Origin of the sequence: uncultured Maribacter sp., from assembly GCF_963977385.1 — a bacterium.
In the GTDB taxonomy this organism is placed as follows: Bacteria; Bacteroidota; Bacteroidia; order Flavobacteriales; family Flavobacteriaceae; genus Maribacter.
Map to the genome: position 1 here is coordinate 1 of NZ_CAXBOU010000022.1, position 12,001 is coordinate 12,001.

General features: G+C 35.0%; 9 protein-coding genes. 8 read left to right on the plus strand and 1 reads right to left on the minus strand.

Annotation, left to right across the window (positions count from 1 at the left end; genetic code table 11):
• Positions 1 to 428: 428 nt before the first annotated feature.
• Complete coding sequence (locus AAC084_RS18645) at positions 429 to 668, plus strand: hypothetical protein (RefSeq protein ID WP_339841788.1); 240 nt, start codon at positions 429 to 431, stop codon at positions 666 to 668.
• Here the strand turns inward: AAC084_RS18645 and AAC084_RS18650 are convergent.
• On the minus strand, positions 665 to 1,405 hold the full coding sequence (locus AAC084_RS18650) for an arylesterase (protein WP_339841789.1): 741 nt from the start codon (positions 1,403 to 1,405) through the stop codon (positions 665 to 667). The two genes, AAC084_RS18645 and AAC084_RS18650, sit on opposite strands and share 4 nt — an antisense overlap.
• 62 nt (positions 1,406 to 1,467) lie before the next feature.
• On the opposite strand from AAC084_RS18650, the gene AAC084_RS18655 reads away from it, so the two are divergent.
• The 7 genes from AAC084_RS18655 (at position 1,468) to AAC084_RS18685 (ending at position 11,883) form a co-directional block, all read left to right on the plus strand.
• Positions 1,468 to 2,157: an ABC transporter ATP-binding protein gene (locus AAC084_RS18655; protein ID WP_339841790.1), complete on the plus strand. Its 690-nt coding sequence runs from the start codon at positions 1,468 to 1,470 to the stop codon at positions 2,155 to 2,157.
• 47 nt (positions 2,158 to 2,204) lie between these two features.
• On the plus strand, positions 2,205 to 4,706 hold the full coding sequence (locus AAC084_RS18660; RefSeq protein WP_339841863.1) for an FtsX-like permease family protein: 2,502 nt from the start codon (positions 2,205 to 2,207) through the stop codon (positions 4,704 to 4,706).
• Between the two features lie 33 nt (positions 4,707 to 4,739).
• The gene (locus AAC084_RS18665; protein WP_339841791.1) at positions 4,740 to 6,413 is read left to right on the plus strand and encodes an amidohydrolase; all 1,674 of its coding nucleotides are present in this window, start codon (positions 4,740 to 4,742) and stop codon (positions 6,411 to 6,413) included.
• Positions 6,414 to 6,461: 48 nt separating this feature from the next.
• A complete protein-coding gene (locus tag AAC084_RS18670) occupies positions 6,462 to 7,922 on the plus strand; it encodes an amidohydrolase family protein (RefSeq protein WP_339841792.1) in 1,461 nt (486 codons plus the stop codon).
• A 174-nt stretch (positions 7,923 to 8,096) separates the two neighbouring features.
• Complete coding sequence (locus tag AAC084_RS18675; protein WP_339841793.1) at positions 8,097 to 9,716, plus strand: M28 family metallopeptidase; 1,620 nt, start codon at positions 8,097 to 8,099, stop codon at positions 9,714 to 9,716.
• 247 nt (positions 9,717 to 9,963) lie between these two features.
• A complete protein-coding gene (locus AAC084_RS18680) occupies positions 9,964 to 11,316 on the plus strand; it encodes a DEAD/DEAH box helicase (protein WP_339841794.1) in 1,353 nt (450 codons plus the stop codon).
• Between the two features lie 309 nt (positions 11,317 to 11,625).
• Complete coding sequence (locus AAC084_RS18685) at positions 11,626 to 11,883, plus strand: hypothetical protein (protein WP_339841796.1); 258 nt, start codon at positions 11,626 to 11,628, stop codon at positions 11,881 to 11,883.
• Positions 11,884 to 12,001 lie beyond the last annotated feature (118 nt).

The window sequence follows — 12,001 nt, forward strand, 5'->3', positions numbered from 1 at the left end:
AGTTTTCAGTTTTCAGTTTTCAGTTTTCAGTTTTCAGTTTTCAGTTTTCAGTTTTTGACAATTCATTTCGAGTAGTATTTCGCTATAAACCACTTGCTAATTTTGTGTTACAGAAAGAATCTCGACAGCACTCGAACAGGCATCAGACTAATTTAATTTAGTAATTACTATTCTTTCTCATAAGTCAACAGTGTTGATGTAGTCAAGTTGAGAATCAAAAAATATTTGTAGGAAAAAGATTATTAACCCGATGAAATACATTGTTTGGGCTAAAAAAGGGTAAAAATCTTGTAGGAAAATGGACTACAAAAAAAGGTGATACATCGAATAGCTGTCATTTCATCGTAAAAACTGAACATCTTGTCGATTTCAAAATACGTTTACTTACACTGAGGCGGTTATCTACAAACCAAATTTACCTACTTATTATGCGTACAATCATTTTCTTATTCCTTGTTGTCTGTTTGGGAACCCAGTCCCAAGCTAAAGATAGGTTACCCGTTACCAAAGTGCAGACTATTGTTATGCCCATGGCAGATATAATAGACCAATCTGAAATTAATACTCAGGGTTACCAAACAGCGGCAAGGTTTTTTAAAGTGAAGAATGCTAGAATAAAACAAGCACTAAAATTTAGGCCAGGAACAAAAAAAACACTTTTCGCTTAATTCACTTCTTCAACTTTGGTATCCAGAACAACTTCTGAATCCAGTTCAGGTAGAACTACTAATTGTAAAATTTCCCAAACATTATTGGTTACTATTTTTTGTCCCTCAGCAGTAGGGTGAATACCATCTTCTAAATTCAATGTTGGTATTCCTGCTACACCTTCCAATAGAAAAGGTATTAATAGAATTTCATTCGACTCAGCTAATGCGGGGTACATTGCTTTAAATTGAGAAGTATAATCTGTACCCATATTCGGAGGTATTTGCATACCTGCTAAAATAATTTTGGTTTCGGGGTTTTTACCCTTGACCATATCTATCATGGACTGAAGATTATTCATCGATTCTGAAATAGGAATACCTCTAAGTCCATCATTGGCACCTAATTCCAATACAAAAATATCTACGGGTTGGTTTAAGACCCAATCAAGTCTGTTCAATCCACCAGATGTAGTTTCACCACTCAATCCGGAATTAATGACCTTATATTCTAATCCCAAAGAGTCTAAACGTTGTTGTATTCGATTCGGAAATCCTTCCTTTGTATCTAAACCATAAGCAGCCGTAAGACTATTGCCATAGAACAAGATGATTTTCTGGTCAGTATCAATCACCTCGTTTTGGGGTATACTAATTTCTTCTGTAGTGGCATCCTTCTGTTTTTTTTCAGGGAGTTCTCCACATCCAATAAGTAGGAATGCCAATAAAAAATAACGAAACTTTAATACTTTCAACATAGTCTTTGCTTATTAGAATCAAAATCATTTGCTTATTTTGTTAGCTTGTAGCAAAATGATTTATGGCAAAGATATTAAACGTACGTAACCTAAGGAAAACGTATACGAGTGGATCCAAAAATTTGACGATACTAGATGATATTTCATTTTCGATAGAAGAGGGGGATACTTTTGCAATCGTAGGCCCTTCCGGTAGTGGGAAAACAACGTTATTAGGATTATGTGCCGGATTGGATGAAATTGATGAAGGTGTAATAGAACTATGCGGTGAAGAATTAAGTACGTTAAATGAAGACCAGCGTGCGCTTTTAAGAAATGAAAAAGTCGGATTTATTTTTCAAGATTTTCAATTACTACCAACTTTGACTGCATTAGAGAATGTAAGTGTTCCTTTAGAATTACAAGGCGCGCCTAATGCAACAAAAGATGCTATGGAACTATTGATAAAAGTTGGTCTAGGAGATCGACACGATCACTATCCTTCTCAACTATCGGGTGGGGAACAACAGCGTGTAGCATTAGCAAGAGCATTTTCAAACAAACCTTCAATTCTTTTTGCTGATGAACCAACGGGAAATTTAGATGAAGAAACTGGAGAAAAGGTGATAAAATTACTATTCGATTTAAATACGGAAATGGGAACTACATTGGTTATTGTCACCCATGATTTAGAACTGGCCAAACTGAACCAACATGTGTTGCGACTTAAAGGTGGTAAAATAGTAATCAATGAAACCTCTGCAATATCTTGAGTAAACCAACACGAACTTCAAAAGCAGACTTTAATTGGTTGTTGAAAATGGCTTGGCGCGATGGCAAGGCAAGTGGTAAGCGCTTACTCTTGTTTATGGCTTCCATTATATTGGGTATAGCCGCAGTCGTTTCTATTCAGTCTTTTAGTGATAACCTTAAAGATAACATCGGTTTACAGTCAAAAGCCCTTATGGGAGCCGATTTTCTTATCGATAGTAATCAGCCAGCAAATGAACGGGTAATTCAGTTGATGGATTCCCTTGGTGGAGCCGATGCAAGAGAAGTGAATTTTGCTTCAATGGCAGCTTTTACAAAAAATGGAGCCACAAAATTAGTTCAGGTGCGTGGTATTGAAGGGGGTTTTCCTTTTTATGGGGAATTAGAAACCGAGCCCGCAAATGCAGCTATTGAATTTCAAGAAAAAGGTGGTGCTTTAGTTGACGCTACCGCCATGTTACAGTTTAATTTAAAACCGGGCGATAGCGTAAAATTAGGTACAAGTACCTTTCCTATTATTGGTTCATTAATAACCGCACCTGGTAGTACAGGTATTGGCGCAACGGCAGCACCACCTATTATTGTGCCATTTCGGTTTATGGAAGAAAGCGGACTTCTTCAAAGGGGAAGCCGTTTAGGGTATAATTATTATTTTAAAAATCCCAATATAGATTTAAAGGCACTTAACAAAAAGGTGGATCCTTTATTAGATGCTGAAAATGCCGATTTAGATACTCATACAGATACCAGTCAGCGACTAGGACGACGGTATGAAAATGTTGGGCGATTTTTAAATCTTGTAGCATTTATAGCACTTTTGTTAGGGTGCGTAGGAATCGCTAGCTCTGTTCATATTTATATTAAAGAGAAATTAAAATCGGTCGCTGTTCTCAAATGTTTAGGAGCGACTCGTAAGCAGACCTTTTTAATCTATTTGCTTCAAATTGCCGGTATGGGATTGTTGGGCGGCTTTATTGGCACTGTAATAGGTCTAGTTTTACAGCAGACTTTCCCGTTAATTCTACAAGAATTTCTGCCGTTTCAAGTAGAAATATCTACTTCGTATCAATCAATTTTTGTGGGTCTGTTATTAGGGGTGAGTATGTCAGTTTTGTTTGCACTTTCTCCTTTAATTAATACGTGGTTTGTTTCACCTTTGCAAGTTTTGCGCGTTCAGGAAGATACCAGCAAAAAATCGCGTCCTTATCAAATATGGGTAATGGTGTCTATAGTCCTTTTCGTATTCCTTTTTGCATATTGGTTATTAGGTAGATGGTCGTTTGCAGCAAGTTTTGTGGCAGGTATCTTAGTTACATTCTCCATATTAGCAGGAGTTTCCATTCTTTTTATGCGATTGATAAAACGATATTTTCCTAAATCGTGGAGTTTTGCAGCACGACAAAGTTTATTGAATTTATATCGGCCTAATAACCAAACCGTAGTGTTGATATTGGCAATAGGAATCGGAACTTTTCTAATAAGTACATTATACTTCACTAAAGATTTTCTACTTGCTAAAACATCTTTCGAATCAAGTGCTGAAAGTCCGAATTTGATACTTTTTGACGTACAGACTGAACAGCGAGAAGCAGTGGCAAATACAATAATACCTAAAGGTTTACCAGTAATAAATAATATTCCAATTGTTACTATGCGAATGGAACGTATAAAAGACCGTAGTGTTAACGATATTCGATTAGACAGTACCACACGGGTCAATAAATGGATCTTAAGCCATGAGTTTAGAACTACTTATAGAGATTCTATGATTGGGTCTGAAAAGTTATTAGAAGGGGAGTGGATACCTAGTGTAACCCCTAATGCTAAGGTTATACCAATTTCTTTAGCAGATAATGTAGCTAATGATGCTCTTGTAACTCTAGGAGATACAATTTTATTTAATGTTCAGGGAAAATTGATGACCACCGTAGTTGGTAATATTCGACAAGTAGATTGGGCACGTATGCAGCTCAATTTTTCAATTGTATTTCCAAAAGGAGTGTTAGAGAATGCACCACAGTTTCATGTTTTGACAACAAACGCACCAGACAAAAAATCCTCAGCCAATTTGCAACGTGAACTGGTAAAAAAGTTTCCTAATGTCTCCATTATTGATTTACGACAGGTGGTGACACTCATTGAAAATATTTTGGATAAGATTTCATGGGTAATAACGTTTATGGCATTTTTTAGTATTCTTACGGGTATTATTGTTTTAATAGGCTCTGTACGTAATAGCAAATACCAGCGTATACGTGAAAGTGTATTGTTACGTACCCTGGGAGCTCAAAGCAAACAGATTCTAAAAATAAATGCTTTGGAATATCTGTTTTTAGGTGCTTTAGGTAGTGGGGTAGGTGTACTTCTTTCCTTAGTAAGTAGCTTTTTACTTGCCTATTTTATTTTTGACACACCATTTATACCATCATGGGTACCATTTTTAGTGGTCTTACCAGGAATTACTCTTTTAGTACTTTCTATAGGATTATTAAATAGTAGAGGGGTATTAAATAGTCCACCATTACAAGTATTAAGAAAAGAAGGAAAATAAAAGGGTAATTGTTTTTTTAATTTTCAACTGAAGATGATATACTCATTATCTTTATGCATGATCTTGATAAAACGACTAATTTTTACTTTTGCTATTACGATTCTTCTAACTTCATGTGAAACTGATAGCGTAAAAGCAGACCTCATTATTACCAATGCGAATATTTGGACAGGAAATTCTGATAGTCAAAAAGCAGAAGCTATGGCAATTAAAGAGGATACCATTCTTGCCATTGGTTCAGCCATAGATATTCAAAAGTTTCAAGGGCAATCTACAGAAGTAATTGATGTTCAAAATAAATTTATCACCCCGGGTTTTATTGATACTCACGTACATTTACTAATGGGTGGAAACAGTCTCTTAAGTGTGCAACTTAGAGATGCCAAAACTAAAGAAGAGTTCATTAATAGAATTGCTGTATTCGCAAAAGATATAAAACCTGACCAATGGATAGTTGAGGGAAATTGGGACCATACACTTTGGGGTGGAGAACTGCCTAGAAAAGAATGGATTGATGAATTTACCGGTGAAAATCCTGTTGCAATTTATAGAATGGATGGGCATATGATTTTAGCCAATTCAGCAGCTTTGAAAATTGCAGGTATAGATAAGAATACTGCCAATGTAGAAAATGGTGAAATTGTTAAAAACTCTGATGGCACTCCTACTGGCATTTTAAAAAGCGAGGCTATGTATTTGGTTTTGAATAAAATACCATCCCTTACTAATGTTCAAAAGGAAGTAGCAATAAATGCTGCTCAAGATTATTTAATTTCTCAAGGAGTTACGTCTATTCATGATGTAGATAGTTTAGGAGGCTATGAAGTTTTAAAAACAATGAACTCTGCTAAGAAATTAAAAATCAGAGTTTATTCTGCCGACCCCTTAAAAAACTGGAAATCTAAACCTAAAACTACCAATGAACCAAAATGGTTGAAAAATGGCTTGATGAAAGGTTTTGTAGACGGCTCATTAGGTTCACATACTGCAGCATTCAATGAGCCTTATTTAGATAAATTGGAAGATAAAGGTCTCTTTATAGTTGATGTAGATAGTTTGTATCAATGGGTTTCAAATGCAGATAACAATGAATTACAAGTTACAGTTCATGCCATTGGTGACAGAGCGAATAATACCATATTGAACACTTTCGAACGGGTTATTGAAGAAAACGGTAATAGAGACAGACGATTTAGAATTGAGCATGCACAGCATTTAGCTATTGATGATATCAATCGATTTTCTAAACTTAATATTATTGCAAGTATGCAGCCTTATCATGCTATCGATGATGGTAGGTGGGCAGAAGAACTTATTGGTAAGGAACGTATTAAAACTACCTATGCTTTTAAATCTTTATTAGATGCAAATACAACGTTAGTTTTTAGTAGTGATTGGCCTGTTGCACCTGCCTCTCCAATTTATGGGATTTATGCAGCTGCTACTCGTCAAACTACAGATGGTAAAAACCCTGATGGCTGGGTTCCGGAGCAAAAAATTACCGTGTCAGAAGCTTTAATGGCATACACAAATAATGTAGCATATAGCTCATTCGATGAAAATATAAAAGGAACTTTAGAACCAGGTAAATTGGCTGATTTTGTTATTCTTAGTGAAGATTTATTCACCATTGAACCGAATGAAATTAAAGATGTACATGTGTTAAAAACGTATATTGGTGGCAATAATGTATTTGGTGAAAACTAGAGTAAAACACAGTATCCTGACCAATTAAACAAAACCAAAACCTCTTCTATGAAAAGAAAATTATTATCCTCAATTTTAATAATCGGGTTACTAGTATTATCCTGCACTTCCGGAAAAAAGGCCTCCAATAAATTATCTGCCGAAGCTATATTGGTGTACAACGGTAATATAATCAATGTCATTAATGGTGAAACTCTAAAGGACAAGGCTATACTTATTGACAGCGGAATGATAAAATCCATCGGAGATTATGAGGTTCTAAAATCAGCGGTCAATACTAATCATCAATTCGATGCAACCAATAAATTCATAATTCCAGGTCTGTGGGATATGCATGTTCATATTGAAGGTGAAGATTTGATAGAGGATAACTTGGTGTTACTTCCAGTGTTTATTGCTTATGGTGTAACTACGGTTCGTGATATGGCGAGTGATTTGGGAGAACAGGTTCTTGCTTGGCGAGATGAGATAGAACAAAACAAGATTCTAGGTCCTCAGATTTTTACAGCGGGGAGAAAACTAGAAGGTATTAATTCTATATGGAAAGGAGATTTAGAAATTGCCAATGAAGAAGAATTAGGCCAAATGCTAGATAAATTAGAGGACTATAAAGTTGATTTGGTGAAAATCACAGAAAATACCTTACCCGGACCTTTATTTTTAAAGAGTGTTCAAGAAGCTAAAAAACGAGGTTTCATGGTTTCTGGTCACATTCCGATAGATCTTACAATACAAGAAGTGGTCGATGAAGGTTTCACTAGTATAGAACATGCCAGTTATGCATTGCGATTAGGTAGTGATGAGAAGAATATTGTTGAGAAATTGAAATCAGGAAAGATTACAAAAGAACTTGCTAATGAAATGTATGCATCTGGTTTTAATCAAGATACAGCAAACCTAGCTTACCAAAAATTGGGTGAAATCAATGTAGCAATTACCCCAACATTAATTGGAGGTAAACAACTCGCTTATTTAGATGAAGATAATCATGAAAATGATGAGTTTTTAACCTTTTTGACGAATCGTTTTACATCAAAATACGAATGGAGAATTGGTAGAATGGCGAACGACACCCCAGAGGAGAAGCAGACGCGAAAAGACCGTTTTCAATTAATAGCAAAGCAATTACCATATATTCAAAAAGCAGGTATTAAAATATTAGCAGGTAGTGATGCTGCTGCTTTAAATACTTATGTGTATCCAGCACAATCGCTACATGAAGAATTGGTATTGTTTCAAGAAGCAGGTTTGACTCCGCTACAGATATTGCAAAGTGCAACTATTAACGGAGCAGAATTAATGGGGAAGACAAACACTATGGCTTCTATAGAATCAGGTAAGCAAGCAGATATAGTGATTTTGAACACTAATCCTTTGGTCAATATTGAATCAACACAAGATATATATGCCGTTATCAATAACGGAAAATATTTCGATAGAGGTGATTTAGATTTGTTACTTCAAAGAGCTGAGGATAAAAAAGAACAACTTGATAAGGAACGTGATTAAGTTAGGTGTCAGTTTAACCTAACCATGTTTTCGAGTAGTGACTAATTGAATCTATTTGATGGGAGAAAATGAAACGATCAAAATCAAAATGTATCAATTAAAATATGTTGCCATTAATCTTTCTTTCATTTGTATTCTATCTACCTTAACGAACACATATTTAAAATTTCAATTATGAATAATTTTTTTAAATTTTTACTAATCATATCTTTTATTGGTTGTGAAACCGACAATAAGCCAACTACAGAAGTAGTTGAAGTTGAGAAAACAACGATTGGTAATCATATTGAACGTCTTGCCTCAGATGAGTTTCTTGGTAGAAAACCATTTACTGAAGGTGAAGTTTTAACGGTTAACTATCTAAAAGATGAATTTGAAAAATTAGGACTTTCACCTGGTAACGGTGATAGCTACTTTCAAGATGTTCCCATGGTAGAAATTACAGGTGCGCCTTCAGAACATATGGTGATTTCCGGAAAAAATGAAAAGTTCAATTTAGACTACTTAAAAGATTTTGTGGCTACTACAAATAAAGCAGTCACAGATGTTGGTCTTGAAAATTCAGAACTTGTATTTGCAGGTTATGGTGTAGTGGCTCCAGAATATGGCTGGAATGATTATGAAGGAATAGATTGGAAAGGTAAAACAGCGGTAGTGCTAATAAATGACCCAGGTTTTAAATCTGGGGATTCAACATTGTTTAAAGGGAACGAAATGACCTATTATGGACGATGGACCTACAAATATGAAGAAGCTGCACGACAAGGTGCTGCGGGAGTTATCATACTACATGATACCGAGCCGGCTTCGTATGGTTGGAATGTTATAGAATCTAGTTGGACAGGTGCTAGATTAACCATTGCGAGCGATCTGCCCAAGTTAGAAGTAGAGTCTTGGATAAGTAGCGAGAGCGCTCAAAAAATGTTTGAGGCTTCGGCTATGAAAGGTCAAGATTACAAAGCTCTTTCTAGAACTAAAGACTTTAAACCAACTCCATTAGGCTTAAATGTTTCCGTTTCTGTTAAAAATGAAATTAAAAAAGACGTCTCTAAAAATGTAGTAGCAATGATACCAGGTACAGACAGGAAAGATGAAGTACTAATTTATTCAGCACATTGGGATCATTTAGGGGTTGGTAAACCCATTGAAGGTGACTCAATATATAATGGAGCTATTGATAATGCTTCTGGCACTGCAGGGTTATTGGCTATTGCAGAAGCATTCAAGAAAAGTGATAATACAAAACGGTCTATTGTTTTTATAGCGCTTACGGGAGAAGAACAAGGGTTGTTAGGGTCGGCCTTTTACGCAGAAAATCCAATTTTTGACCCAAAAAAATCAGTTGCGAATATTAATATGGATGCATTGGCTAGTCCGGGGAAAATGAAAGATTTAACCATTACGGGTTATGGGCATTCAGAAATGGATGAATATGCCGAAGCGGAGGCACTTAAACAAAACAGATATATCATACCAGATCCCGAAGCTGAAAAAGGATATTTCTTTAGATCCGACCATTTTAATTTTGCGAAAATTGGTATTCCTGCTTTATACGCAAGTGGTACTTATGAAGGTTTCGATAAAAGTATAGAAGAAGTAAAAGAACTGAGTACTTATTATAATATCAATAATTATCATCAAGTTTCTGACGAGTACAATGCCGAAACTACTGAATTAAGTGGGGTTCAATTAGACCTTCAATTATTTTATACCATTGGATTAAAATTAGCGAATGAAGATTATTTCCCGAAATGGTATGATGGTAGCGAATTCAAAGCGGCTAGGAAGAAGTAGAAGCTATAAATATTTTGCAAGGCATACAAAACTTTATTATTTCCCTTAAAATCAGTTAATTAAAGAGTTTAATATATAAAAAATAGCATTTGATTTGTTGATTTAGATACAATCAAAATAAGTTCATATCCTATTTATTGGTCTTCTATATTATAATATAGTAGGTTAAAATCGATAATTAGCTTAGATAACGTGATTTGTCAACAAATCCGCATAGCTTTGCATTTGAAATACAAAAGTGATTCTTATGGCGTTGTTTACCGATTTAAAGATTTCTAAAAACTTAGAGAAAGCCTTGGCCGATTTAGGTTTTGAAAATACTACGCCTATTCAAGAGAAAGCTTTTCCAATTGTAATGAGTGGTAGTGATATTGTCGGTATCGCGCAGACGGGTACAGGAAAAACATTTGCGTATTTACTTCCTATTTTAAATACATTATCTTTTTCTAAAGAGATTCATCCTAAGGTGGTGATTCTGGTTCCTACACGAGAGTTGGTTGTACAAGTAGTTGAGGAAGCTGAAAAACTGGCTAAATATTCTGGTATTCGCGTATTGGGAGTTTTCGGTGGTAAAAGTATGTTGCGCCAAAAAGACGCATTGGCTTTAGGTACCGATATTTTGGTTGCTACACCGGCAAGGTTATACGACTTAATTTTAACTAAGGCAGTTCAATTAAAATCAGTTAAAAAACTTGTAATCGATGAGGTCGATGTCATGTTAGACCTTGGGTTTCGGTTTCAATTGGTTAATATTTTTGAATTGTTACCGATTAGAAGACAGAATATCATGTTTTCTGCCACTATGACTGATGATATCGAACTATTTATAACAGACTTCTTTACGGGGGTACAAAAAATATCTATCGCCGTAAGTGGTACTCCTTTAGAGAATATTACCCAATTCGGTTATGCTATTCCTAATTTTTACACAAAGGTAAATTTGTTAGTGAATTTACTTCAGAAAGAAGAGGAATACCATAAGGTCTTGGTATTTGTGTCTAGCAAACGAAGTGCAGACTTATTGTTTAAAGAGCTAGCAGAATTTTTTAGTGAAGAGATTTGTATCATTCATTCTAATAAAACTCAAAATTATAGGTTACGTTCTATTAATCAGTTTGATGAGGGTAAGAACCGTATTTTGGTCACTACAGATGTAATGGCTCGTGGATTAGATCTTCAAGAAATTTCTCATGTCATCAATTTTGACACCCCTATTTATCCCGAAAACTATATGCACCGTATCGGAAGAACTGGTAGGGCAGAGAAAGAGGGGACTTCTATTTTATTATTCACGCCTAATGAAGAGGAAGCAAAATATGCCATCGAAGATTTGATGTTACAGCAAGTTAATTTATTGGACTTACCAAGCGATGTGGAAGTAGCAACAAAATTGACTTTCGACGAGCAACCTAAACATAGAGAACGTGAAAATCCTTTAAATATAGATGAGGATGAGCGTGGAGCTAGTTTTCATGAGAAATCAGAAAAGAATAGGAAAGAAAATCAGGGAGGGTCTTATCAACGCATTATTAAAAAGAAATATTCTAAACCAAAAACTCGTGGTGATAAGAACTACGGAAAAAGAGGTAGGAACAAATAATATATTTTCTTTTCAGAGTTTATTTTCAGCCCTATTGTTTCATAGGCAACTATATTCCAATTTAATCAGACTATATTTTAGAACACCACATATAATGGTTCTTTAATGTCGTACCAGAAGTTTTTTTAAAAAATATCGACAAACTACATATCATATCGGTGTGTTGTTTTTAGACCAGAAACCATTCATCGATACTTTTTATCGGTTCATCATAAAAATCTACACTAGCCGAAAATTATAGTAGTTCAGCGAGGTTGAAAGCCTTAATTACTAGGCTGCGGGTATCTTTATATTGTTCAACATTCAGATATGAAAGCAATATTTACCATACTTATAATAATTTTCGCCGGAGCATTAGCAATGGCACAAACTCCTCAAACAGATGATAAAGTTGACACTATTGAAATGGGTATTGTTATGGTTGATGGCTTTAATAGTACTGAGTATAAGAAAACGTTTACAATCAATACTGAAACTTCAGTAGCTCGTTTGTATAGATATAAAAATTCTAGAGTAAATAGAGAATTAGCTTTCATTACCAAAAAGAGTTATGGTAAGTTGGCATAATCTTTGCAATATTAAAAAAGGTGCACTGAAGCACCTTTTAAATTTAGAATTATGATGTTACTAACACTTTTAATACCTGTTCTAATTGTACTTGTAGCTATTTCTTTTACTTCAAAAG

Excerpts from the sequence above, each read along its gene's own strand:
- AAC084_RS18645 (WP_339841788.1), top strand. The coding sequence starts at position 429 with ATGCGTACAATCATTTTCTTATTCCTTGTTGTCTGTTTGGGAACCCAG.
- AAC084_RS18650 (WP_339841789.1), bottom strand. The coding sequence starts at position 1,405 with ATGTTGAAAGTATTAAAGTTTCGTTATTTTTTATTGGCATTCCTACTT.
- AAC084_RS18655 (WP_339841790.1), top strand. The coding sequence starts at position 1,468 with ATGGCAAAGATATTAAACGTACGTAACCTAAGGAAAACGTATACGAGT.
- AAC084_RS18660 (WP_339841863.1), top strand. The coding sequence starts at position 2,205 with ATGGCTTGGCGCGATGGCAAGGCAAGTGGTAAGCGCTTACTCTTGTTT.
- AAC084_RS18665 (WP_339841791.1), top strand. The coding sequence starts at position 4,740 with ATGATATACTCATTATCTTTATGCATGATCTTGATAAAACGACTAATT.
- AAC084_RS18670 (WP_339841792.1), top strand. The coding sequence starts at position 6,462 with ATGAAAAGAAAATTATTATCCTCAATTTTAATAATCGGGTTACTAGTA.
- AAC084_RS18675 (WP_339841793.1), top strand. The coding sequence starts at position 8,097 with ATGAATAATTTTTTTAAATTTTTACTAATCATATCTTTTATTGGTTGT.
- AAC084_RS18680 (WP_339841794.1), top strand. The coding sequence starts at position 9,964 with ATGGCGTTGTTTACCGATTTAAAGATTTCTAAAAACTTAGAGAAAGCC.
- AAC084_RS18685 (WP_339841796.1), top strand. The coding sequence starts at position 11,626 with ATGAAAGCAATATTTACCATACTTATAATAATTTTCGCCGGAGCATTA.